The 24,496-nt window shown below is 69.6% G+C and carries 24 protein-coding genes and 1 pseudogene; 19 read left to right on the plus strand and 6 right to left on the minus strand.

Annotation, left to right across the window (positions count from 1 at the left end; translation table 11 throughout):
- The first annotated feature begins 315 nt into the window (after positions 1–315).
- On the plus strand, positions 316–1,911 hold the full coding sequence (locus ACF06X_RS12360; protein ID WP_392287186.1) for a DHA2 family efflux MFS transporter permease subunit: 1,596 nt from the start codon (positions 316–318) through the stop codon (positions 1,909–1,911).
- 200 nt (positions 1,912–2,111) lie between these two features.
- Here ACF06X_RS12360 and ACF06X_RS12365 read toward each other — a convergent pair whose 3' ends face one another.
- The 3 genes from ACF06X_RS12365 to ACF06X_RS12375 all read right to left on the minus strand — a co-directional run bounded on the left by ACF06X_RS12365 (position 2,112) and on the right by ACF06X_RS12375 (position 4,023).
- A complete protein-coding gene (locus tag ACF06X_RS12365; RefSeq protein WP_392287187.1) occupies positions 2,112–2,600 on the minus strand; it encodes an SRPBCC family protein in 489 nt (162 codons plus the stop codon).
- A gap of 61 nt (positions 2,601–2,661) precedes the next feature.
- Positions 2,662–3,531 carry a M56 family metallopeptidase gene (locus tag ACF06X_RS12370; protein WP_392287188.1) on the minus strand — a complete coding sequence of 290 codons (870 nt, stop codon included), beginning with the start codon at positions 3,529–3,531 and terminating at the stop codon, positions 2,662–2,664.
- A gap of 135 nt (positions 3,532–3,666) precedes the next feature.
- Positions 3,667–4,023, minus strand: coding sequence for a BlaI/MecI/CopY family transcriptional regulator (locus ACF06X_RS12375; protein WP_392287189.1), 357 nt, complete (start codon positions 4,021–4,023; stop codon positions 3,667–3,669).
- Between the two features lie 144 nt (positions 4,024–4,167).
- Here ACF06X_RS12375 and ACF06X_RS12380 point away from each other — a divergent pair, with 144 nt between their 5' ends.
- The 18 genes and pseudogenes from ACF06X_RS12380 to ACF06X_RS12465 form a co-directional block, all read left to right on the plus strand.
- On the plus strand, positions 4,168–5,319 hold the full coding sequence (locus ACF06X_RS12380; RefSeq protein ID WP_392287190.1) for a hypothetical protein: 1,152 nt from the start codon (positions 4,168–4,170) through the stop codon (positions 5,317–5,319).
- 4 nt (positions 5,320–5,323) lie between these two features.
- Entirely contained in the window at positions 5,324–5,722 is a 399-nt protein-coding gene (locus tag ACF06X_RS12385; RefSeq protein WP_392287191.1) for an iron-sulfur cluster assembly scaffold protein, read from the plus strand.
- The gene (locus ACF06X_RS12390) at positions 5,715–6,920 is read left to right on the plus strand and encodes a cysteine desulfurase family protein (RefSeq protein WP_392287192.1); all 1,206 of its coding nucleotides are present in this window, start codon (positions 5,715–5,717) and stop codon (positions 6,918–6,920) included. The genes ACF06X_RS12385 and ACF06X_RS12390 overlap by 8 nt, the downstream gene beginning before the upstream one ends.
- Before the next feature lie 70 nt (positions 6,921–6,990).
- Entirely contained in the window at positions 6,991–8,037 is a 1,047-nt protein-coding gene (locus ACF06X_RS12395; protein ID WP_392287193.1) for a peptidase U32 family protein, read from the plus strand.
- A 40-nt stretch (positions 8,038–8,077) separates the two neighbouring features.
- The gene (locus ACF06X_RS12400) at positions 8,078–8,905 is read left to right on the plus strand and encodes a hypothetical protein (RefSeq protein WP_392287194.1); all 828 of its coding nucleotides are present in this window, start codon (positions 8,078–8,080) and stop codon (positions 8,903–8,905) included.
- 8 nt (positions 8,906–8,913) lie between these two features.
- Positions 8,914–10,113, plus strand: a complete 1,200-nt coding sequence (locus ACF06X_RS12405) for an acyl-CoA dehydrogenase family protein (protein ID WP_392287195.1) — start codon at positions 8,914–8,916, stop codon at positions 10,111–10,113.
- Positions 10,110–10,418, plus strand: coding sequence for an acyl carrier protein (locus ACF06X_RS12410; protein WP_392287196.1), 309 nt, complete (start codon positions 10,110–10,112; stop codon positions 10,416–10,418). The genes ACF06X_RS12405 and ACF06X_RS12410 overlap by 4 nt, the downstream gene beginning before the upstream one ends.
- A gap of 11 nt (positions 10,419–10,429) precedes the next feature.
- Positions 10,430–12,109, plus strand: coding sequence for an AMP-binding protein (locus ACF06X_RS12415; RefSeq protein ID WP_392287197.1), 1,680 nt, complete (start codon positions 10,430–10,432; stop codon positions 12,107–12,109).
- Positions 12,110–12,634: a flavin reductase family protein gene (locus ACF06X_RS12420; protein WP_392287198.1), complete on the plus strand. Its 525-nt coding sequence runs from the start codon at positions 12,110–12,112 to the stop codon at positions 12,632–12,634.
- 94 nt (positions 12,635–12,728) lie between these two features.
- Positions 12,729–13,541, plus strand: coding sequence for a 4'-phosphopantetheinyl transferase family protein (locus tag ACF06X_RS12425; RefSeq protein ID WP_392287199.1), 813 nt, complete (start codon positions 12,729–12,731; stop codon positions 13,539–13,541).
- 94 nt (positions 13,542–13,635) lie between these two features.
- A complete protein-coding gene (locus ACF06X_RS12430) occupies positions 13,636–15,315 on the plus strand; it encodes a class I adenylate-forming enzyme family protein (protein ID WP_392287200.1) in 1,680 nt (559 codons plus the stop codon).
- A 104-nt stretch (positions 15,316–15,419) separates the two neighbouring features.
- On the plus strand, positions 15,420–16,622 hold the full coding sequence (locus tag ACF06X_RS12435) for an aminotransferase class I/II-fold pyridoxal phosphate-dependent enzyme (RefSeq protein ID WP_392287201.1): 1,203 nt from the start codon (positions 15,420–15,422) through the stop codon (positions 16,620–16,622).
- A 32-nt stretch (positions 16,623–16,654) separates the two neighbouring features.
- Positions 16,655–17,788 carry an acyl-CoA dehydrogenase family protein gene (locus ACF06X_RS12440; protein WP_392287202.1) on the plus strand — a complete coding sequence of 378 codons (1,134 nt, stop codon included), beginning with the start codon at positions 16,655–16,657 and terminating at the stop codon, positions 17,786–17,788.
- 313 nt (positions 17,789–18,101) lie between these two features.
- Complete coding sequence (locus tag ACF06X_RS12445) at positions 18,102–19,388, plus strand: aminotransferase class V-fold PLP-dependent enzyme (RefSeq protein ID WP_392287203.1); 1,287 nt, start codon at positions 18,102–18,104, stop codon at positions 19,386–19,388.
- 232 nt (positions 19,389–19,620) lie between these two features.
- Positions 19,621–20,127, plus strand: a complete 507-nt coding sequence (locus tag ACF06X_RS12450; RefSeq protein ID WP_392287204.1) for a DinB family protein — start codon at positions 19,621–19,623, stop codon at positions 20,125–20,127.
- Between the two features lie 793 nt (positions 20,128–20,920).
- Complete coding sequence (locus ACF06X_RS12455; RefSeq protein ID WP_392287205.1) at positions 20,921–21,376, plus strand: hypothetical protein; 456 nt, start codon at positions 20,921–20,923, stop codon at positions 21,374–21,376.
- A gap of 86 nt (positions 21,377–21,462) precedes the next feature.
- A complete protein-coding gene (locus tag ACF06X_RS12460) occupies positions 21,463–21,978 on the plus strand; it encodes an RICIN domain-containing protein (protein WP_392287206.1) in 516 nt (171 codons plus the stop codon).
- A 61-nt stretch (positions 21,979–22,039) separates the two neighbouring features.
- Positions 22,040–22,183, plus strand: a pseudogene (locus ACF06X_RS12465) (IS630 family transposase); the annotation flags it as partial.
- A 68-nt stretch (positions 22,184–22,251) separates the two neighbouring features.
- On the opposite strand, the gene ACF06X_RS12470 reads toward ACF06X_RS12465, so the two are convergent.
- The 3 genes from ACF06X_RS12470 to ACF06X_RS12480 form a co-directional block, all read right to left on the minus strand.
- The gene (locus tag ACF06X_RS12470; protein ID WP_392287207.1) at positions 22,252–23,046 is read right to left on the minus strand and encodes an IclR family transcriptional regulator; all 795 of its coding nucleotides are present in this window, start codon (positions 23,044–23,046) and stop codon (positions 22,252–22,254) included.
- A gap of 94 nt (positions 23,047–23,140) precedes the next feature.
- Positions 23,141–23,374 carry a hypothetical protein gene (locus ACF06X_RS12475; RefSeq protein WP_392287208.1) on the minus strand — a complete coding sequence of 78 codons (234 nt, stop codon included), beginning with the start codon at positions 23,372–23,374 and terminating at the stop codon, positions 23,141–23,143.
- Positions 23,368–24,177, minus strand: coding sequence for an SDR family NAD(P)-dependent oxidoreductase (locus tag ACF06X_RS12480; protein ID WP_392287209.1), 810 nt, complete (start codon positions 24,175–24,177; stop codon positions 23,368–23,370). Before ACF06X_RS12480 ends, ACF06X_RS12475 begins: the two co-directional genes overlap by 7 nt.
- Between the last annotated feature and the right edge of the window lie 319 nt (positions 24,178–24,496).

Raw genomic sequence — 24,496 nt, forward strand, 5'->3', positions numbered from 1 at the left:
ACGTTCTGCGACGACGTCTGCGACGACGTCTGCGACGACGTCTGCGACGACGTCTGCGACGACGTCTGCGACGACGTCTGCGACGACGTCTGCGACGACGTCTGCGACGACGCCTGCGGCTGCGCCCCAGGATGTGCCTGCTGCAACTGACCTGAACAACGCTGCTGCTCGCGGCAGCCGGGGCCTGGCGCCCTGAACTTCATGAGGGGGCTGTGCATCGGCCCCCTGAGCGGCATGGCAACAGCTCAGGGGGCTTTCGACTGCGCACCCCGGCACTTCATCGACTCTTAGTCTGCGCCCTGCTGAGGAGCATCCATGGCAATGCCCGGCACCACCGCAACTGATCCATCATCGCCCGGAAACAGCGGGCTCGCACGTAACCGCTGGCTGGCTCTGGCCGCGCCCGTCTTCGGCTTGATGATTGTCGGCCTGGACGCGACGATCCTGACGGTCGCGCTGCCGACGCTGGCCACGGATCTCGAGGCGACGACCACTGAGCTGCAGTGGTTCACCGACGGCTACACCCTTCCCTTCGCCGGTCTGCTCCTGCCGTTCGGCGTGCTCGGCGACCGCATCGGACGCCGACTCGTCCTTGTCGGTGGCCTGTTGCTGTTCGGCATCGGCTCCCTGATGGTCCTGGGCGTCGACAGCCCTGACGGCCTGATCGTCGCTCGCCTCGTCATGGGTGCCGGAGCTGCGGCGATCACCCCGCTGGCGTTGTCGATCGTGCCGCTGATGTTCCCCCAGGAGGAGCGGTCCAAGGCCATGGCGATCGCCACCGCCGGGTTCGCCCTCGGGCTCCCGCTCGGCCCGCTGGCCGGCGGCTGGCTGTTGAACAACTTCTGGTGGGGCTCGATCTTCCTGATCAACGTCCCCGTCGTCATCGTGGCCGTCATCGGCATGCTGCTGTTCGTGCCGGAGACCCGCGACCCGCACGCCAAGCGACTCGACTTCATCGGCGCCGCCCTGTCGCTGCTGGGCGTTTCGGCGTTCGTCTACGGCGTCATCGAGGTCCCGAACGCCGGCTGGGACGACCCCGTCGTCCTGCTGACCATGATCGGCGGCCTTGTCCTGTTGGGCCTGCTGCTGGTGTGGCTGCGTAAGGCGTCCAGCCCGCTGGTGGACCTGGGCTTCTTCCGTAACGCCCGCTACACCTGGTCCAGCGTCGCGATCTCCGCGGTGATGTTCATCCTGTTCGGAGTGCTGTTCGTGGTGCCTCAGTTCCTGCAGCAGGTACAGGGCAAGGACGCCATGGACACCGGCCTTCACCTGCTGCCGATGATCGGTGCGCTGATCATCGCGGCCGCGGTCGGCGGCCGTCTGGTCGGCAAGATCGGCACGAAGGTCATCGTCGCCACCGGAATGGTGCTGTGGGTCGCGGGGCTCGGGCTGCTCTCCACCGTGGATCCCGACACCGACTTCACCGTGACCGGCGCGGCACTGGCCATCATGGGCCTGGCGCTGGGCTTCACCATGCCCACCACGCTGGACGCGATCCTCAGCTCCCTTCCCGCCGACCAGGTCGGTGCGGGGTCCGCGCTGGCCAACAGCATGCGCCAGATCGGCGCGTCGGTGGGAGTCGCCGTCCTCGGCAGCTCACTGAACTCCGCTTACCGCAACAATGTCGAGGACGACATCCCCTCCGCGCTGCCGGAACAGGCGCAGGAGACGATCCGGGACAACGTGGCCGGAGCCATCCAGGTCGCGGAGAAGCTCCCTGCCGCACAGGCAGGTGGCATCGCGGACTCGGCACGCGATGCCTTCGTGGCCGGCATGTCCACGGTCTCGCTGATCTGCGCGGCCCTCGCCGCGGTCATCGCGGTGGTGGTGGTCGCACTGCTCCCTGCCCGGGACAAGACTCCGGTCCCGGCAGAGCCGACCGGTGCGAAGGTCGAAAGCGCGAGCCCGTAAAGGCCCCTGGCCGCCCCGGCCCGTGCCGGGGCGGCCAGGCCGGGCGCGGTACGGCTCCTTCCCCCGTGCCGTGCCGCGCCCACCCGCTGTGGGGCCGGTCACCCCCGCCCGGCCTGGCAGCACGGCCCCCTGGGCCGACTGCCCGCGGACAGCGGCGGGAGGGGCACACCATGCCGGCGTGCCCCTCCCCGTCCGCGCGGTCAGGTGGACCGGTGTTCCTTCTCCAGTGTCTCCTTCAGGCGCTGGAGGGTTACCCGCATGGTCTGTCGGTTGTGGGTGGCCCGGTCGTGGATGCCGCTGACCTTGGGGCCGATGAAGTGCATGAACCAGCCGCGCTGGTCGATCCAGGTCTCGGTGACCTTGGTCGCCCGGCCGTGGTCGAGCGGCTCGAAGCGATAGCTCCACAGGGCGACGCGCAGCCCCACACCGCGGGAGAGGAAGGTGAACTTCACGCCCGGCTCCGCCGCGGTGACGGTGCACTGGGTGGACCACGGCCGCTTGGCGGAGCGGTTGTGGCCGGTGAACTTCATACCGGCCCGCACCTGCCGGCGCGGGCCCTCGTCCTTGACGCTCGCGCCGGTGCATTCCGGGCTCCAGCGGCCCATGTCGGCTACGTTCGTCACCGCCGCGTACACGACGCTCGGCGGCACAGCGATCTCGATGGACTCGGAGACTCGCGACTCTGTCATCAGCGATCCCTTCTCGAAGAACGTTCTCGGCTCAACAAAAAAGCCCTCGTGTGGAGGGCGGTCAGTGGCACATCCAGGCACAGAGGGCGGCTAGGACGCCGGCGGCCGTGAGGGCCGCGGGAGCGACAGCGACGGCGCAGGCCACGCAGAAGACCGTGGAGGCGGTCAACGAGGTGCAACATCGGTCGTTGGTCAGCAGGTGCCGGCGTCGTGCGGCCACCGGGCAGCCGAAGTCGGCGTCGGTGTCAGGGCTCTTGTCGTACGCCATACGCGCGAGCGCGGACGCGGTGGCGCGGCGGCCGCACCGGACGCTGGCGGCGCAGTCGGCCCGCATCTCGATCAGACCGTGAAAGCGCTCGGCGAAACGGACGGCGAAGGAGCGCTTGGACAGCGCCGCGCACCAGGCGTCGCTGAACTCGGTGAGCAGGTGATGGCGTTGCCGCAGGTGGGCTTTTTCGTGGGCGAGGACGGAATCGACCTCCTCGCGGGTGAACTCGGCCAGGACGCGGTCGGAGATGACGGCGTGGCCGCCGTCGGGTCCTGGCACGCTGTACGCGAGGGGCTGACGGCTGGGCAGTATCACCGCCTGGAGGTCGTGCACGCTCTTGCCGAACAGCGTCAGCAGGTGCAGATGCCGCTGACGCCGCTTTCTTCCTTTGCGATGGATCCGGACGTAGGCGCTCAGGACGCGACCGGCGAAGCCCCAGGCGACGAGGACAGCGGTGAGGTCGACGGGCAGCAGCAGGATCTGGTGCCGCGCGATCTCCTCGAAGTGGACGACCATCGCGTAGCTGGCGGTCAGCAGGCCGGTCAGCGCGGCGACGCATCCGGCGAGCCAGAGGCACAGGGCCGCGCACGGGGCGCGGTAGGGCCATTTGGTGTGGGTGACCACAGCTGACACTCCTGCCAGCAGCAGGATGGACAACAGCACAAGACACAGCGCATCCACGTAACCCCCCGTTACTTTGGTTTCACTTGTTCTCGCCTGTGCGGCCTGGCTTCCACCCCTGGAGTCAGGCTTGGTGCCGGCGCGGCGTCACGCTGTCCGGCCTGTGGCGTCGCTGGATCACGCCCGGTTGTCGCGCTCGAGCCTTTCGGCCAGGGCCGCGCGGGCCTCAGGGCTGATCCCGTCGACGAACCGGAGCATCGCCTCGTGCTCGTCGCCGGCGATCCCCAGGGCGTCGGTCATGAGCTCGGTGAACATCTCCTCCCGGGTGGCCACCGCGCTGAAGAGGTGGGCCCGGGCCTGCGCGTCCTGGGTGACCATGCCCTTGCGCGCGAGGCGCTGCAGCGTGGTCATGACGGTTGTGTAGGCGAGCTGCCGTTCGGCGAGCGCCTCGTGCACCTCGCGCACGGTCTGCGGCTGCTCGGCCTGCCACAGGCAATCCAGTACCGCTCGCTCAAGGTCACCCAGTCTCGCCATGGCGAGCAGCATAGGACATCGGACGATCCTTGACTATCCACGTAGTACTACTGCAATAGTAGGTCGCGCCGCGGTCAGGGTCGGTTCGAGCCAACCACCCGACCGCAGTGTGCAGTTCTCGCTGCCCAAATCCAAGGGGGATTCATGGAACTCGCTGCCATGCTCGGCTGTCCGGACGTCGCTTTCCGCCAGCCCGAGAGCGAGTGGGAAGCCTCGGTGACCGCCGCGATGCGCGGCTCGTTCGCCGAGCACGCCGAGCACAACGCCTTCTACCGCGCCCAGTGCGAGGCCGCCGGTGTGTCGGCCGACGACATCAGGACGCCGGCCGACCTGGTGAAGATCCCGCTGCTGCCGGTGCGGATGTTCAAGCAGCCCGACGCGCACGTGCTGATGACCGCGCCGCTGACCGATGTCGAGCTGGAGATCCGCTCCACCGGCACCGGCGGCGTGCCGAGCGTCGCCCGTCGTGACGTGAAGACGGTCAGCCGCGTGATGACCGCGATCTTCGCCCAGTACCGGGAGTTCTTCCAGGTCGGCAAGGGCGCGGGCCTGTTCCTGTGCCCTTCGACGGCCGAGACGCCGGAGATGGGCATGGTCAAGGCGTTCAACGTCCTCAACGGCCTCCTGGACGACCACGCCTACATCGTGCGCGACTACGCCTTCGACCCCGAGGAAGCGCTCGGTCAGCTCGACAAGTGGGAGGAGTCGATGACACGGCACATCATCGGCCCGCCGTTCCTCGTCGGCCGGCTCCTGCGCTACCTGGAGCTGGAGGACATCACTCTCAAGCTCGACCCCGAGTCCCTCGTGATCACTCTCGGCGGTTGGAAGCGGTACACCGGCGAGTCGATCAGCCGCGAGGAGTTCAACGCCAAGATCGAGAAGTACCTCGGCATTCCCGCCGACCGGGTCCGCGACATGTACGGCATGATCGAGTCGAACATGCTGGCCATGGAGTGCGAGCACCACCGCAAGCACGTCCCGCCGTGGTCCTACATCTCGATCCGGGACGTCGAGAACACCGACGTCGAAGTCGCTCCGGGCAAGACCGGCGTCATCGCCCTGCTGGACGCTCTGTCCACCGGATACCCGGCCTTCATCCTCAGCGAGGATGTCGGCGAGGTCGACCACACTCCCTGCCCGTGCGGCCGCACCGGTCAGACGGTCTCCTTCCGCCGCCGCCTGCAGGGCGCCGAACTCGGCTGCTGCGCGGTGAGCATCGAGAAGTTCATCGACAGCCAGGAGATCGTCGCCGAGTGCGAGGTCCCCGCCGCTGCCGCGCCGATGGAGGGCTGACACGATGCCCCGCTACAGCCCCACCGTGGTGGACCACTTCACCAACCCACGCAACGCCGGCGAGCTCGAGAACCCCGATGTGCGGGCCTTCATCGGCAACCCGGTGTGTGGCGACCAGATCATGCTGACCGCCCGCATCAACGACGGCACGGTGGCCGAGATCCGCTTCCGCGCCCACGGTTGCGCCGCCTCGCTGGCCACTGCCAGCGCCATCACCGAAGCCGCCCTGGGGGCCGAGCTCGGCGAGATCGAGGCGTGGGACGACGAGCGGGTCGAGGCCCTGCTCGATGGCCTCGCCCCCGACCAGCGGCACGTCGCCGCGCTCGGCCGGCAGGTGGCACACCGCCTGGTGACCAACCACCGGGAGGGGGTCGACGATGACGCACCCCTCATCTGTGCCTAGCCCGCCCCAGCCCACGGTGGGCGGCCCGGGCATCTACCTCGACCACGCCGCCACCAGTCCCGTCTGCCGTGAAGCGGTCGACGCGGTCCTGGCCGGGATGAGCATCACCGGCAACCCCTCCAGCCGGCACGACGCCGGCGACGAGGCCAAGGAGGCCCTGGAGTCCTCCCGGGCCCAGATGGCGGCCCTGCTGGACTGCGCGGCGGACGACGTCGTGTTCACCGGCGGCGGCTCCGAGGCGGACGCACTCGCTGTGTGCGGCACCGTCCTGTCTGCCACTTCCGGCGGCAGGCCGGTCCACGTGATCACCACCGCCATCGAGCACTCCGCGGTCCTCGAATCGTGCGCCATGGCCCGCGAACTGGGCGCTGAGATCACGGTCCTCAGGCCGGACGGCAGGGGCTGGATCGACCCCGAGGACGTACGTCGCGCGCTGCGGCCGAACACGGCGCTCGTGTCGGTCATGCACGCCAACAACGAGACCGGCGTCATCCAGCCCGTCGCCGCCATCGCCGCCATCGCCCACGAAGCCGGTGCGCTGATGCACACCGACGCCGTGCAGACCGCGGGCAAGATCTCCCTCACCGGACTCGGAGCGGACCTGGTGTCCGTCTCGGCGCACAAGTTCTACGGCCCCAAAGGCGTCGGCGCGCTGAAGGTCGCCCCAGGGGTGAGACTGTCACCGCTGATCCGCGGCGGCAGCCAGGAGCGCGGCCTGCGCGCGGGAACCGAGAACGTCCCCGGCGTACTGGGCATGGCCGCGGCCGCCACAGCGGCCCTGCGCCACCTGGACGATCCTTCCTATCAGGCGTACCGGCACACGGTGCGTGCCCATCTCCTGAAGGGGCTTGAGGAAGCGGGCGACATCGCGGTCAACGGCGACGGGGCGCCGTGCCTGCCGGAGACGCTGAACGTGTCCTTCACCGGAGTGCGCGGCGACACCCTTGTCGACGTCCTCGCGGCGCACGGCGTCTGCGTCTCGGCCGGCTCCGCCTGCCATGCGGGCAGCGACGAGCCGTCCCATGTGCTGACCGCCATGGGGATCGGGGCCCAACGGGCCCGCTCCGCGGTCCGGTTCAGCCCCGGCCGTACCACCACCGTGGAGTCCGTCACCGCGGCCGCGGCGCGAACGGTCGACGCGGTCGGCAAGCTGCGGGCGCTCGGCCCGGCCGACGCGCCACAGCCGACCCACGCCTGACATCCGGGGACCGGCCCGGGGCCGGTATCCCAGCACGACACACAGCGGTAAGCGACGGGGGCGCAGAGCAGTGAGCAATGACGCGAGCGAGCAGTGGGAGATGGCGCCGCCGCACACCGAACGCGAAGTGGCGTTCGTGGCGGTGCCCGATCCCGCGGCGGCGGCATCGGTGGGGATCGACGCACCGGTGCGCAACCTGCAGATGCTGGAACTGCAGATCACCGGAGGCGCGACCGAGATCTACCTCGCCCACCGGCCACCGGCCGGTACGGGAGCCAGCTTCGACGCCCTGCCGGGCAAGCGGGACGGAGACCCCACGCAGGTCTCCAACCGGCGTCTGCTCAAGGAGATCATCACCCAGGCCCACGCGGCCGGTATGAGAGTCCACTTGTGCGCGGACGCCCCCGCCGTCACCACCGGCGACAAGGACACGTTCCTGGCCCATGTCGCCCAGGGCATCGACGCGGGCGCCGACACCGTCGTCGTCGGCGCCCTGGCCGCCGCCCGCTGGATCGCCGACGAGCATCCGGGCGTGCCGCTCGTCGCCGGCTCCCACCTCGGGGTGACCACCGTCGCCTACGCGAAGCGGCTGCGAGAGGTCTACGGGGTCGGGCGGATCGTCGTCCCGCACGCCACCACGCTGGATGAGATCGCGGCGTTCTGCGCGGTCGACGGCCTGGAGGTCGAAGTCCCCGTGCAGACCGGGTCCGGCGGGAACTGCCACGCCTGCCGACTGCCCGACCAGCCCGGCTCCGGCCTCGGCTGCCGCGCCGGCTACCAGGGCAGCCCTGCGCCTGAGGAAGCGGTGAGGGACCTGGGCGGATTCCTCGACGGGGCGTCCGACTGCGCCCTGTGCGACGTGCCCTCCCTGGTGGCGCTCGGAGTGACGGCGCTGCAGATCCCCGGCCGGGAGAGCCCCATCGTCCGCCAGAACGCCAAGATCACCCAGATGTACCGGCGTGCTCTGAACGGTGTCGCCAAGGGCTGGAGCACCAAGCGGACGATCGCCGACATCGACCGCGTCGAGCTGATGTGGCAGATGGGCTGGGTGCCCCGGATGTGCGAGCAGCAACGCTGCCGCTTCCGTGACACCGCCCGCCGCCGCGCCCACGTCTGACAAGAAACGCGCCCACGTCTGACAAGAAAGGGGGGAAGCAATGACTGTGGAAGTCCGCCTGACCACCCTGGGCCGGCTCGACGAGGTGCTCGGCCTGCCGGTCGACGCGGTGAGCATCGGGCAGGAAGGCTGCGCGGCCAAGCTGCCTGACGAGAACGCGTTGCGCCAGGCGATGGACAGGATCCGGCAGGCGGGGCTGCGAGCCGGTGTCGTCCTGCCGGCCGCCTGGCAACGCACCGGTACGCGCCTCGTCGGCCTGGCACGGGACCTGGCGGGGCACGGGCCGCTCACCATGACCGTCAACGACCTCGGTACCGCCGCCGCGCTCACCGACACCTGCTGCGAACTGGCCGCGGGCCTCGCCCTGATGCCCGGACGGCCCCACGACGCCGCTCAGGCGCCGCGCGGCCCGCTCGAGGAGCCGGTGTTCGAGGAGGCTTACCTGCACGAACTGGCCGTCTTCGGCATCACGGCCCTGGAGAGCGAGGCCGCCGCCCGCGTCCCCGAGAAGAGCGGTCTGACGGTGCGGCGCCTGCTCGACGTCACCCCGCTCGCCTGGGCCCGTTCATGCCCCACCGCCCGCCACCACCAGCTCGCCCCGCCGGCCTGCGCGAGCGCCTGCGACAGGCCCACCGACATGGTGGCCACCCACCGTTGGCAGCTCGGACACGGGCACCGCGAACCCATTCCCGTCGCCGACCGGCCGGCCCAGCTTTCGTTGACCGTGTACGGGAACGCCGTCTACGCCGGCACACCAACGACCGCACCGCCCGCCGGTGACGTCATCATCGACGCCCGCTTCTACACGCCGGAACAGCTGGCCACCCGTGTGACCTCGCTGCGGCACCCGGTGTCCGCGGCCTTCTAGGAGCTTTCATGGTTGACCTCGCACTGAGCAGTGAACAGCAGGACATCGTCGACCAGGCCCGGGCGGTCGCCCGCCGCTGCCTGGCACCCCGCGCCGCCGAGCACGACCGCGACGCCGGCTTCCCGACGCGGAACTTCGCAGACCTCCACGACGCCGAGCTCCTCGGCCTCCTGGTGCCCACCCGGTACGGCGGCACCGGCGCCGACCTCACGTCGTGGGGACTGGCCGTCGCCGAGCTCGCCGAAGCATGCGGATCGACCGCGCTGATCTTCGCCATGCACTCGGGGGCCGCACGCCTCCTGGCCGCCGACGCCGCGACCAACCCGGTCGCCGAACGCGTCCTGAAGGAGGTCACCTCCGAGGGGAAGCTGCTCAGCTGGGGATTCTCCGAACCCGGCACCGGCGGCAACATCCTCAACCCTCAACTGCGCGCCACCCCCGACGGGGACACGGTCCACCTGGCCGGTACGAAGGCGTTCTGCACCGGCGCCGGGCACGCCGACTACTACCTCATCAACGCCCACAGCGGCGAAGCCGAGTTCCGCCGCAGCCAGACCATGGCCGTCATCCCCGCCGACCACGACGGCCTCACCGTCAAGCAGACCTGGGACGCGATGGGCATGCGTGCCAACAGCGCCAACACCCTGCTGCTCGACTGCCGTATCCCCGCCGCGAACTGTGTCGGCGGCCCCGGCGGCGGCATGACCCGTCTCACCCACGCCCTGCCGGCCCTCATCCTCGGACTGGCCTCCGCCTCCCTCGGCATCGCCCGAGCCGCCCAAGGCTTCGCCAAAGACCACGTCATGCGCCGCAAACTGGCGCCTACCGGCCAGCCGCTGGCCGCATTCCAGGGTGTACGCCTCCACGTCGCGGACATGGCCACCACCGTCCACACCGCCGGCCTGTCCCTGCTGCACGGAGCCTGGACGGCCGAGAACGACCCCCTCGAAGCACTCCCCGCGCTGAACATGACCAAGTACATCTGCAACAAGGCCGCCATCGCCGTCGCCGACACCGCCATGCAGGTCACCGGCGGTCACGGCTTCCTGCGCGCCAACCCGCTCGAGCGGCACTACCGCGACGCCCGCGCCGGCGCCGTCATGGGCGCCAACCTCGACGCCCTGCGCGACATGATCGGCAAAGCCGCGCTCGGCCTCGACCCGCGAAGCGACACCATCACCGCACCCACAGGAGAGACCCGGCCGTGACCACCACACCCGCCGCCGCCACCCCCACCGACGACGAGCTGCTCACCGCACTGCGCGAGGCCCTCACCGAGGTCCTCGACCCGGCCGACCTCGCCCACGTCGACCTCGACCAACTCGACCGCACGACGCCGCTGCTCAGCCTGCCGCTCGACTCCATCACCCTGGTCGCCGCGATGAGCCGCATCGAGAACACCTTCCGGGTCTTCATCCCCGAGCAGAAGGCGTTCGCCTTCACCCACATCGGCGACCTCGCCGACTACGTCCGCGAGCGAGTGACCGCCAAAGCCGCCCGCGCCTACAAGTGAAGGACCAGCCCATGGCCGTCACCACTGTCGACGAACCCGCCCTGCTCGACTACCAGGCCCTCGGTGACCACACCGCGGACATCTCCTTCCTCGACTCCCGCGGCACCACCGCGTCCCTCACCTACCGTCAGCTCGCCGAACAGGCCAGGAGAGTCGCGGGGGCGCTCCTGGCCCGCGGCCTGAGGCGGGGAGACCGCGTTCTGCTCCCCCTCGGCACCGGCCCCGACCACCTGGCCGCCCTGTGGGGCTGCCTGCTGACCGGCCTGGTCCCGTGCACGATCGTCGTCCCGCCCAACCCGGGCGACGACACCGCGACCGGCACCCGCCAGTTCCGGGCCGTCGTCACCGTCACCGAACCCGCCGCCGTCATCACCGCCGACAGCGCCACCGCCGCCGCCCTCGCCACCGACGACGGCCCGCGGTTCCTGACCATGGCCGACCTCCAGCACCCGCCGGCGACCGACGAGATGCTCACCCCACCGCGCCCGGACGACCCGCACCACATCCAGCTCACGTCCGGATCCACCAGCGCCCCCAAAGCCGCAGTGCTGACGTACGCCCAGGTCAACGCCAATGTCCGCGCCATCCACCGCGCCCTGGACCTCACGCCCGAGCGGGACCGGGTGTGCCACTGGCTGCCGCTCCACCACGACATGGGCTTCATCCTGACCCTGTCCACCCTCACCCGCGGCGTGCCGCTGGACCTCATGCCGTCCATCAGCTTCCTGCGCGACCCGCTGTCCTGGCTGCGGCACATCGCCCAGCGCGGCGCCACCATCACCACCGCTCCACCCTTCGGCTACCGCACCGCCACCGAACGCTTCCGCCGCACACCGGACTTGGACCTCGACCTGTCCACGCTGCGACAGGCGTACGTCGGTGCCGAGCCGATCCCGCTCCAGGTCCTCACGGACTTCCGTGACACCTTCGCCAAGCAGAACCTCGGCGAAGACGTGATCATCCCCTGCTACGGCATGGCCGAGACCGTCCTGGCCGCCACCATGTCCCTCGACCGGCGCCCGCCGGGCGACCTGTCATGGGGCCGCGTGAAAGCCCTGCGCCTCGACCGCGAAGCCCTGCACCACCACAACAAGGTCACCGACGCGACCGGAGACCGGCCCTCCCTCACGGTTGTCGCCTGCGGCCGACCGCTCGGCGGGCTCACCGTCCACATCCGCACCCCCGACGGCACCACCCTCGGCGACAACGAGATCGGCGAGATCCACCTCCAGGGCGACTCCGTCATGGCCGGCTACCTGGCCGCCGGCGGCGCCCCGATCCCGGTCACCGACCGCACGCACGCCACCGGCGACCTCGGCTTCACCCGAGACGGCGACCTCTACATCGTCGGCCGCGTCAAGGAACTCCTCATCGTCAACGGACGCAACCTGCCGCCCTACGACGTCGAAGAGACCATCGAATCCCACCCCGACATCGACGCCGGCAACAGCGCTGTCTTCTCCTACACCGACGACAGCGGGGAACACGTCATCGCCGTCATCGAAACCCGCCTGCGCGCCGACGAGCACCCCCGCCTCAAACGCGAAGCCGCCACGTTGGTCCGCCAGTCGTTCGGGTTCAACCTGCATGGGGTGATCGTGCTGCGCCGCGGCGGAATCCCCCGTACCACCAGCGGCAAGCGTCAGCGCGGTCGTCTACGCGAGGACTTCGTGACCGGGAGGTTGGCGTAAATGCCGCACAGCACCGTGCCCCGCACGGGTTCCGCCGCCCCCGATGTCCCCGCCCAGGAGCGACAGCAGCAGTTCCGCCGTGTCATGGGCGAACTGGCCGGCGGGGTCACGGTGCTGACCACGATGTCCCCGTGCGGGCCGGTCGGCATGACGACCAGTGCCGTCACCTCACTGTCGCTCGACCCGCTGCTCGTCCTGGCCTGCCTGGCCAACCACTCCGGCACTCTCGCCCTCATCCGCGAGCACGGAGCTTTCGCGGTGAACATCCTCGCCGTGACCATGGCCCACACCTCGCAGGTCTTCGCCGAGAAACCCCTGATGGAGCGGTTCGCCGGCGTTCCGTACCACTACCAGGACACCGTGCCGATCCTCGACGAAGCCGTCGCCGCCGTGACCTGCCGCGTCCACGCCACCCACCCTGGTGGGGACCACACCATCCTCATCGGCACCGTCACCACCACTGCCACTCACGGAAGCGGCGACCCACTGTTGCGCCACCGCGGCACTTACCGCCGCCTCGCCTGACGGAGCGGCGCCACTGCCGCCGCCTCGCTCCGACCGGTCGATCACCGCCACACCGCCACACCGCCGCACCGCCCATCAGGCGAGAGGAAAGCGGATGACAGCCTGGACACAGCACCACCTCCTGCCCCAAGTCGCCCTCCCGCCCACGGGATATCGTCCGGCCGCCGACCACATCGATGTGTGGACCCTGCACGCCGACCCGGACACCGCCGGCCGCGCCCAGCGCCTCGGGAACCTGCTCGACGCCACCGAGCGCCGGCGCGCGAACAGCTTCCTCAGCACCGACCGCCGCGACACCTACGTCCTCGCGCACCTGGCCCTGAGACTCATCCTCGCCAGCTGCCTCGGCACCGCGCCACGAGCCGTCACCATCTCGCGCGCCCCCTGCCCCTCCTGCCACAAGCCCCACGGCAGACCAACGCTTCCACAGAGCAACCTGCACTTCTCCCTGTCCCACACCCGCACCACCGTCATGCTCGCCCTCGCCCGCACGAGCGTGGGTATCGACGTGGAGGCCGTTGACCGCGCCGACGCGGCACTGCTGCGCCGTCTCCACCCGAACGAGCAGGAAGCGATCCACCGACTGCCCTCGGCGCACCGCCCCCGCGCGCTGCTCGATTGCTGGGTCCGCAAAGAGGCGTACCTCAAGGGATACGGAGCCGGCCTCGGCGCAGGCCACCTTCGAACCATGGACATCGGACTGGGACCCGAGTTCGCCGGCCACCGCGCCGACGCTCCCGCCGGCTGGCTCGTGACACCGCTCGCCGCACCTCCCGGGTATGCGGCCGCCGCGGCACTGCGGTCCCGTACGGCAGCCTGCCGGCATCCGGCCATCGCCCATCACGGATGCGACCTGTGCGGTCAGCCGGCATACGCGGCAGATGCCGGAGCCGCGCTGTCGGCATGAGGCGGCTCGCTCGACGCGGTGTCGGCTCCTGCCGCTTCCCGCATCCCGGGAGCGCCGCGAACCCCCTATCCGTACTCGACATCCAAGGCCAACCATGACGACCGATGTACCGGAATTCCTCAAGGTCTATACCCCGAGCAGGGGCATCAAACGGATCACGCCGTTCTCCCGGACGCCGGCCACCGGTCGTTACGGTGAGGCGTGGCACCTCGCGGCTCAGCGCTTTCCGAACCAGCGGATCGTCCTGTCGCGGCCCGCGGACATCGCGCCCGACGCAGGCACTCTCTTCAGCTACCGGCGGTGGGCCGCACTGGTCGACGACGTGGCCGCTCGCCTCTACGCGGCCGGAGTGCGGCCGTGGGACCGCGTCGCGGTGATGAAGGCGAACCACCCGGACGTCCAGGTCATCGGGTCGGCCGCGGCCCGCATCGGCGCGATCCCCTTCCAGCTGGCCTGGAACCACGGCAATGAGGTGGCCACGACGTTGCTGCGGCGGATGGAGCAGCCCTTCCTGGTGACCGACCCGGGTCGGCTGAAGATCGCCGAGCTGGACGCGGAAGCCCTGGCGAAGCTGACCCGCACGACCATCGTCATCGGCGCCGGTGACGCACCGCCCGGCGGTGCCCTCTCCTTCGAGAGTCTGGCCGGCAGCCCCGCCGCGCCCGTCGAACTGCGCGAGTTCGACGAGCCGATGGTCGCCACCCACACCTCGGGTACGACGGGCATCCCGAAGTTGGCGCTGCACAGCGCCGAGACGCTGCACTCCATCGCGCACGTCCAGACCGAGCGCTGGGGCGGGATGGGCTTCCGGCACAGCGACACCTTCGCCTTCTTCGACCCCTTCTTCCACCAGCACACCCTCACCGCGCTGTTCGCCATCGCCACGGTGGGGCCGAAGTACCTCGCGGTCTCGGACGTGCCCGACGACCGCATCGCCGATCTGATCGCCGAGCACCGCCCGACGATCGTCGACATGCTCCCGAACATGTACCTGCGCCTGGAGCACCTGCTCGACGACCCGCGCAGGCTGTTCAAGCAGGTCCGCTTCTACATCAGCTCCTTCGACGCCGTGCACACCCGCTCGATCCGCAAGTTCCTCAACGCCTCGGACGTGCGGCTGCCGGTCTGGGTGCAGTCGTGGAGCCAGACGGAGAACGGCGGTCTCGTGCTACGGCCGTACTTCAAGTCGGTCGTGCGCAAGGTCGGCCGGTTTCCGCCGCCCACGCAGTACATGGGCTGGCCCCTGCCCACGGTCGCCAAGATCCGTATCACCGACCCAGCCACCGGAAGGGAGCTTCCGAAGGGGGAGGTCGGCCTGGTCGAGATCAACCAGCCCGGCCGTTGTCTTTCCTATGTCGGTGAGCAGGACCGCCACGACAACAAGGTCAGCGGTTGGTGGTGGAACACCGGTGACCTCGGCATCAAGTCGCGCAGCGGGATGATTCGGCTGGTCGACCGGGAGATCGACCGGATCGAGGGCACGAGCGGCATCGCCATCGAGGACGTGCTGTTGGACCGGCTGCCCGAAGCGAGCGAGGTGATCGTGCTGGCCCGTCGGCAGAGCAAGCCCGGCATCGTCTACTCCACCTACTCCGGCGAGGAGATCGACCCGCGGCGGTGGCGCGCCGCTCTGACCGGTCTGCCCGACCTCGACAGCCCGATCCACCTGAGCTGGAGCGACATCCCGCGCACGGCCACCTGGAAGGTCAAGCGAGTGGCGCTGCGGCAGCAGCTGTTCAACGAGGGGCCTGTCGGCAAGGGCAACTGGAGCTGATCTCCATCCGCACCGGACACACGACTTTTTCTCGAAACGGGGGGCCTTTCGTGCCCAGGAATCAGAAAAGCCAGATGGTACGGCGCCTCCAGGAGAACTGGAGCATGAAAATCCTTCGGGCCCTGGAGCTGGAAGGCAAGTCGCCCTACTTCCGTGCCATGCAGTCGGCCAACTCTCCCAGCATCGACATGGACGGTCGCCCCCGCATGATGCTGGGGTCGAACAACTACCTCGGCCTCGCCGACCACCCGCTGGTCATCGAGGGCGCGCGGCGGGCACTGGAACGGTTCGGAGCCGGGTCCACCGGCAGCAGGCTGCTGAACGGCACGATCGACCTGCACCTGGAACTGGAGGCCGAGATCGCCGACTGGTACGGCACCGAGGCCGCGATCGTGTTCACCACCGGGCACCAGGCGAACCTGGGGACCGTGGGCGCCCTGGTCGGCCGCGGCGACGTGATCGTCTCCGACTCCGACGCACACGCTTCGCTCCACGACGCGGCCAGGTTCACCGACGCGCAGTCCGTACGGTTCCGTCACAACGACGTCGACAACCTCGCCGCGAAACTGGCCGCGGCGGCCAAGCACGGCAGGCCGGCCATGGTCACCGTGGACGGCGTGTACTCGATGGAGGGCGACCTGGCGCCGATCGACCGGATCGCGGAGGTGTGCCTGGAGCGCAACGCCCTCCTGCTGGTCGACGAGGCGCACTCGGTCGGCGTGCTCGGCCCGAACTTGACCGGCGTCACCGAGCTTTACGGAAAGGCAGGCAAGACACCCCTGCGCACGGGCACGTTCTCCAAGAGCATCGCTTCCACCGGTGGCTTCGTGGTGGGCTCACGCGACCTCATCGACGCGATCCGGACGAACGGGCGAGCGTTACTGTTCACCGCGGCAGGGGTGCCCGCCGCCATCGGTGCCGCACTTGCCGCGGTCCGGCTCATCCGATCCGCCGAGGGCCAGGAGCGAGCCGAGCGATGCCTGGCGAACGCCCGATTCCTTCGAGACTCCCTTGCCTCGCGGGGGGTTCCGCTGGCCGACCCGGCGATCGGACCCGACGGTGCCGAGGCGGTGACGCCGATCGTGCCGGTGGTCGTGGGCGAGTCTTTGCGGGCGTTCGCGAAGTGGCACGAGCTGTACGAGCGCGGGGTGTTCGCCGCCCTCGCGCACTACCCCGCGGTGCCGCTCGATCGCGCCCTGCTGCGGCTGGCCGTGACCGCCGAGCACACCTTCGCCGACCTGGAAGAGGCGGCCGAGGCCATCCACACCGTGCTGGAGCTGGACGCTGACCGCCAGCTCGTCGCCTGACAAGACACCTGACAACACACAGGGGGGACATCGTGACGATCCGCATGATGGCGACGGAGCGCGCGGCTCTTCAGCGCTACCTGCCCGGATTGCGTAAGGAACTCGCCGGGCACGACCTGCTCGACCTCGAGGCCCGCGACAGCGGGGTCATCGAGATGTTCAAGAATTCCGACGCGCCCGCGCTGGTGGTGCCCGAGGAGTGGGGTGGTCTCGGCGCATCCGCGTTGGAGGCGGTCCGCGTGCAGAGGGCCATCGGCGCACTGTCGCCGTCGCTCGGTGCCGCCACCGCCATGCACCATCTGTCGATCGCCACACTCATCGAGCACAGCGCCACTGGCACCGACGACGAGAAGGAACTCCTCAAGGCCGTGGTGCTCGCGAGGATGCTGCTCGCGTCGGGCTTCTCCGAGGGCAACCTCGGCACCAGCGCGGCGAGTGCCTTCAAGCCGACCGTGACGGCGCGGGCGGTCGAGGGCGGCTTCAAGGTCAACGGCAGAAAGCAGCCGTGCAGCTTGTCCGGGTCCATGGACCTGCTCACCGCCGGCGTCGCCGATGAGCCGACGGGCCGTCGCGGCGTCATCGTGATCCCGGCCGCGTCCGAGGGGATCACGGTCGAGCCGTTCTGGGAGACCCACGTCCTGGCGGCCTCGCAGAGCGACACCGTCGTGCTCAAGGATGTGTTCATTCCCTCGGACATGCTGTTCTGGAACGATGTCGACGACCCGACCGGCCAGCACGAGAAGACCGGCTATGTCTGGTTCGGCCTGCTGATCTCGGCCACCTACCTGGGCGCCGCGTCGCTGCTGCTCGAGCGGATGCTGGCGAACCCGAAGATCAGCCCGATGCTCTACGCCGACGCCGCGTGCGAGATCGAGATGTCCATGGCGGCGCTCGAGGCCATCGCCCGCGCCTTCGACGAGGGCGACCGGTCCGACGAGCTCAGCGCGCGGGTGCTGTTCGTGCGGGAGGGGGTCCGGCACGGCATCAAGCGTGCCGCGACGACGGCGGTGGACGCGCTGGGCGGCATCGCCTTCATCAAGTCGCCCGAGATCGCCTACCTGTTGGCGGCGGTGCAGGCGGCCGGCTTCCACCCGCCGTCCCGCAGGGCGACCGCGGACACGCTGCACGCGTACCACGCGGGCACCGGCGCGGTGACGCTGCGCTGACCAAGCTCCGCCCGCGCTCCGAGCCGCGCTCCGAGCCGCGCCCCGAGACGCGCCCCGAGGGGCCCCGGCCCCGGCGTGCCCACCGAGGTCGTGCGGGGCGCCGCTCCCTGCAGCGGGGCGTCAGCGGCACTGGACAGCGAGAGCGATCCCGGAAGAAAGGGTGTCCGACTCGACATCGCATCACGGGCAGAAGCCGTTTGGCCGATGGTGCTGTAGGCACACCCGCAGCCCCCTTGCGTAACCTCGTCGCCAGAAGGGCACCGGACAGCTATTCGGCCGCCGCGACGCCGGTCGCGGTGCAAAGGGGTGCTGGATGTCGATGACGAGTCGACGTGACCTGCTGGCGAGATCTGCGGGAGCGGTGGCGGTCGCCCTCGTGCCCGGCTCCGGCGTGGTAGGGATGGACGCACAGGGGGAGCGGCCGGTCACCAAGCCCGACGGGCGTGTGGACTGGGACGCCTTGCGGGCGCAGTTTCGCCTGGAGCCTGGATGGGTGAACCTCGCGTTGTTCTACCTGGCCTCGCATCCGAAGGTGGTGCGGGATGCGGTGGACCATCTGAGCGCACAGGTCGACGCCAATCCCCTGTCGGTGCCCACGGGGATGGCGCTGCCCGACGGTCCCACCGGATGGCCCCGGGTACGCCAGGCGCTCGCGGCCTATCTGGGAGGCCGGGCCGAGGACATCGCGATGACGGCCAGCACGAGTATTGGTCTGGGCGTCGTCTACAACGGCGTCGTGACCCGTCCGGGACAAGAGTTTCTGTTGACCGAGCACGACCACATCTCTCATCGCACCGCTGCCCGGGTGGCCGCCGAGAAGCATGGCAACACGCTACGGCTGGTCTCCTGGTTCGCCGATCCGGCGGCCGCTACGGTGGAGGGCATCGCAGCGGCCGTCGGCGAGGCGATTCGCCCGAACACGAGAGTCGTGGGGATCACCTGGGTGCAGTCCAGCACCGGGCTTCGGATGCCGGTGCGTGCGGTGGCCGAGGTGGTGCGCCGGGCCAACCAAGGGCGTAGTCCTGCCGACCGGTGCCTGCTGGTCGTCGACGGCGTGCACGGGCTGGCGGCGGTGGACGAGGACGCCGCCGGCCTGGGCGCGGACGTGGTGATCGCCGGAACGCACAAGTGGTTGTTCGGTCCACGGGGAACGGGGCTGGTCTGGGTGGCGCCGGACGTCCTCGACCAGCTGCGGCCCACGTTCGTGAGCTTCATCGGGAGCGGGGGAGCAGCCTCTCTGTCGCCCGGCGGGTTTCTGGCGTTCGAACATGCCTTTGCCCTGCCGGTGGCGGTAGCGCTGCATGAGCAGCTGGGGCGAGCTCGCGTTGCCGCCCGCATCACACAACTGTCGACGCAGGTGAAGCAAGGACTGGGCCGCATCCGGGGGGTCACCGTGCACACTCCTGCCGACGCGGAGCTGTCAGCGGGGATCACCTGTTTCAGCGTGGCAGGCCATACTCATCAGCAGGTCGTCGACCACGCGGCCGCCGCGCGCGTGCGGCTGTCCACGTCGACCTACACCCGGATGGGTACCGCCGTTGTCAACACTTCAGCAGAGATCGACACCGCGCTCAACAGCCTGGCTGATCTCACCCGCTGAAAACCGTTCTGGACGGTCATGGACCCCACAGCGCACACCACACCGGCACCGCCCACGTGGCCGAGGACATGCTGGATCGACCAGGGCCTGTCCGGCGGATCATGCCAGGCGGCCCGTCGGCGCTGAAGCGCTGTAGCGACACACCGGACGAGGACCGGACCTGGGTGGGGCAGGTAGGGCCCGTCGTCAAATGCCTCGACATTGGGTGCGGAGATCGGGGACGCTTCGCGCGATGACAAGAATCGATGACACGCCGCCCGCGTGGGACGAGCGCACCCAGCTCACCACGTTTCTCGACTACGCACGTGACACCGCCCGAGCCAAGTGCGCCGGCGTCTCGGCGGAGAACGCCCGCAAGGCGCTCCTGCCGGGCTCACCGCTGATGACCATGAGCGGAGTGATCAACCACCTCCGCTGGGTCGAGTACTACTGGTTCCAGGTGGTCTTCCTCGGCGAGGAAGACCGGGCCCCCATGACGGAGGAGGACCCCGACCGCGAGATGCGTATCGCCGTCGACTTCCCGCTCACGCAGTTGCTCGACGAGTACGCGGAACAGAGCGCCCGCTACCGCGAACTGGTCGCCGGAAACGACCTGGACGAGCGGGCCGAGGGAACCATCCGCAACGGCCTCCACGTCGACCTGCGCTGGATCCTCCTCCACCTCACCGAGGAGACGGCCCGCCACAACGGCCACCTGGACATCCTGCGCGAGATGCTCGACGGCACGGTCGGCGACTAGAACCGGCGGAGATCACGGGCGGAGCCAGAGTCGGATCGAGGCGACGGTGACGGTGCCTTGGAAGACCTAGCCGCGTTTGTCGACCCCGCCGCCACGGCCCGACAGCGGTTCATGGCCGGGACGAGCTGGGGAGCGTCGCCCCACTGGCCCCGAGTGATCAGCGGGGCCAAGGGGGCGGCGTCCACCCTCACCGGCGGGGTGGATCTTGCAGGTCAGGCCGCACCGGGAGCATCCGAGTCCCTCGTCGGTGCGGTGCTGCCGGGACATGCGTCTCTTCCCGTCACTCGTGGCCCAACGGCCGTCGCTTTGCAGGGACTTCGGCAGATGCGGCCTCAGCCGGCCCCCACTCCCATGCGTTGAAAAAGCACGCCGGTGGAATCGTCTCGCCAACTCCTCAGTTCCTACGCGGCGTTGCTGACTCCAGATGCCGGAAATCGACGACATGGCGAGTTGACGCCTTTGCCCTTTCGCTCCTGCTCGCAGAGGGAATCAAGCCTGTACAGCAGGCAAGAACGCAGCCAGGGCAACATTGGGCAGTCGACCGCGAAGGTCGGCCGACGCGGGTCGAATCCGCAACCCCTGAGGTGGAAAACCCGGGACCGCAATGGCCCGGGAAGCTCGCGGCCACCCACAGAACCATACGTAAGCCATCGTTCACCAATTCGTCTCTTGTGGAACTCAGGCATGTCCGCGTGAACGCAGGCGAGTGTGGAGCCGCCATGCCCAGCGGCCTGGCGCTCATGCAACACGCCTCCACAAGCGGCAACCAGGAAAACAGAAGGGAGAAAAGCGCATGGCCGAAGAAAACATCACCAAGATCGAGGCGTCCGTCCGGACGGCTGCCGGAAGTGATTCGGGGACTGACGGCTGGGTGTACCTCGGTATCGGGGGCCGGGAGTTCCTCCTCGATACGCCGGCCGACAACTTCCCGTCCTCGTCGGAGGGCACGACGGAGACCTTCGTCCTGGGCGAGGGTGCCAACGTCTCCAATCCCGGCGACAACGACCCGCGCAACCCGCAGCTGCACGCCTCCGACCTCGACCGCTTCCCGACCTACATCCGCTTCAGCCACAAGGACAAGGACGACGTGTGGCACCTGGAGCGAGTCGACGTGGCCATCACCACCTCCGGCGACGGCGGACACATCCGCCACTACGACTACCGGGCCTTGGCGGACAACGGCACGAAGAGGTCCCTGCGCCTGGGCGCCGGCTACGGCGCCGTGGTCCACCTGGCATCGGTGTACTGACCCGCCCGCCCGCCCACCGGCACGTCCCGGAGCCGGACAGGCTCCAACTCCGTCCGAACGCATCTCGACACAACAGGAGCGCAATCATGCCCAACCCCCGTCCTGACCAGCCGCAGCAGCCCAACCAGCCGGGCGACCTCGGCCGCCTCACCGACGGCAAGAAGGTGATCGTCAGCGCCCTGTCCGGGGGCCTGCTCACCCCGAACGACGCCAACGGAAACCGCCACATCGCCCAGGCATGGCGCCAGGACTACAACAAGGTCGGTGGTTACTACACCTGGGAGTTCACCCGCGTCAACGAGGGTGTCTACACCATCAAGAACTCAGACAGCGGCCGCTACCTCGAACCGAAGCGGAACAACGAGACCCAGGGCGGCTACACCCTGGGCTGGAAGAGCGACGTGTACCTCGAAAGCGGCGACCCGACGGGCGCCAAGCGCGAATGGTCCATCGAGCGCAGGGGTGATCTCTACCAGATCCGACTGAAGGGTGAGAGCTGGTCCATGGGCCTCAAGGACCGCAACGCGGACGACAGTCACATCGGCCTGCTCGAACCGTGGTGGACCGTCGACCGCCTCTGGTACATCACAGACCGCCCCTAGTGACCTGAGTCGTCCGGGTCCGAAGATTCCGCCGTTGCCGGTTACTGATGTCCAACGGGCGGTGCTGGAGGGCTGGTTACGCCGCCACACCACGGCCCAGGCATTGGCTCAGCGGTCGCGGATCGAGCTGGAGTGCGCCGAGGGCCACTCGATCACGGAGGCGTCGCGCCGGCTGCGGATCGCTCCGGACACGGTCCGCACCTGGCGGCGGCGCTTCATCGAGAGGGGGAGGCGGACGCGCGAAGCGCGTGGCCGGAGTCGAGCGACGCGTCGTCACAGGGGCGGAATCATGGCGCCGAAGTCCGTTTCGATGCGCTCCTTGGCCTGTGACAGGGCATCGCTGATCGCCTGTTCGCGCCCGGCGAAGCGTTGTGTCGGGGTCGGCACACTGATGGCCGCGGTGCCCCAGGCCGCGGTGCGGATGGCGACGCCGGCCGCGGATATGCCGAGGGTGTGCTCCTCGCGGTCGAAGGCGACGCCGGTGCGGCGGATGTCGTCGAGCTCGCGGTGCAGCTCGGTGCGGGTGGTCAGGGTGTGGGGGGTTTCGGGGGTGAGCCGGTTCGGTACGGCGTGTGCGAGCGCGGCCGCCGGGAGGGCGGCGAGCAGTGCCTTGCCGGGGGCGCAGCAGTGCAGGGGGAAACCGGCGCCGACCGCGCTGACCGCGCGCAGTCGGCGGTCGGCGACGACCTGGTCGACGAAGACGACCTGGTGGTCCTCCATGACCGACAGGTCGATGGTTTCCCCGAGTTCGCGGGACAGATCCTCGAGGTGGGGGCGCAGGTCGACGATCATCGCCGACCGCACGGAGGCGGCCATGCGGGGGATCTCCGGGCCCAGTCGGTACCGCCCGCCGGTGCCGGCCACGGTCACCAGCCCCTCCGCCTCCAAGGCGCCGAGGATGCGGTGGACCGTGGACTTGGCGAGGCCGATCCGTTCGACCACCTCGGCCTGGGTGAGGCCGGACGGGGCCGCCTGGAGCAGGCGCAGCACCTCAGCCGCGCGTGCGATGACCTGGATGCCGCTCGGACTGCCGCGCCCCGGCCTGGACTGCTCGTCAACCGCCGTCATGGTGTGTGTTCCTTTCGCGCCGCGTCCCCGGACAGCCTGCCGTACGGGTGCGGTTCGGTGGCACGGCGTCCAGGCCCCTCTGTCTCCTGTCTCCTCAGTTTTTGCGGTCCGGCAGGCCGAGGAGCTGTTCGGTCTCCTCGACCCCGGCGAGGGGCAGGTCCACGCCGCGGGCCAGGGCGACCCGCCCGGTGGACGAGGGCCCGGTTGCCGTTTGGCCCTCCAGGCTCTCGGCGACGACCTCGACGACGAGGCCGGCTTCCGTGACGACTTCGGCGAGTTCCGTGCTGCCGTCGACGGCCCCGGCGACGCCGACGGCGATGGTCAGCATGCGGTGTACCCCCCGTCGAGGTACAGGACCTGTCCGGTGACGAACGAGGAGGCGTCGCTCAGCAGGTAGATCAACGCCCCGGCGAAGTCCTCCGGTTCGGCCAGCCGGCCCAGCGGGATGCGGGCGAGCATGGCCTCGCGGGTCGCCGTGGCCTTCTCGTCGTCCTCGTACATCCAGGCGGTCAGCTCGGAGCGGAAGACGGTGGGAGCCAGCACGTTCACCCGGACTCCGGCACTGCCCCACTCGGCGGCGAGACTGCGGCCGAGCAGGTCGACCGCGGCCTTGGAGGGACAGTACGCGGAGTACCCGGCGGGGTGACCCAGCCGGCCGCGGGTGGAGGAGACGAGTACGACGCTGCCCCCGCCGTCGCGGCCGAGCATGCGCCGCCCCGCCGCCTGGCACATCAGCCAGGAGCCACGGACGTTCGCCGACTGCACGGCGTCGAAGTCCTCGACCCTCATCTCGGTGATCGGCGCGACGTGGTTCGTGCCCGAGGCGACGAGGAGACCGTGCACGTCACCGTACGTCTTCACCGCGGCGGAGAGGATCGCCTCGGCATCGTCAGGGGTGTCCGGCCTGCGCCGGACGGTCTCGACCGGTCCTGGCCCGTCCAGTTCCCCGGCCAGCGCGTCGAGCTTGTCGGCGTTGCCACCGGCGAGGGTGAGCCGAGCTCCCAGGGCGTTCAGGGCGCGTGCCGCCGCACTGCCGAGGGCGCCGGTGGCGCCGGTGATGACGACCGAACGCCCGTCGACGGTGAAGCGGGAGAGAGGAGAGAGAGGAGAGACAGCAGGAGCGAGAGCCACGAGAACCTCCCAGGTTCCGTGATGCGAATCAATCGTGCCGGAATGCGGTTCAACGTAGGGGCGGCTCGACGGCTGGTCAACGGACCGCGCCCCATCGGTCGTTCACGTGTTCCGAGGCTCTTGGCCCCGTACGGACGAATCCCGGGCCGGGACCACGTGCTCCTTCGACGTCTCGACGTGACCGCGACCTTCTTGCACACTGACCGCCACGGCGTCGGACGAGTCGCCTGCAAAAGGCCGTCAGGCCGCCGCGGGCGGCCGCGTGACGGCCGCGTGACGGCCGACCGGAACGCACAGTCGGGATTCGCACAGTCGGGAA

This window comes from Streptomyces sp. NPDC015346 (assembly GCF_043078785.1).
GTDB lineage: Bacteria > Actinomycetota > Actinomycetes > Streptomycetales > Streptomycetaceae > Streptomyces.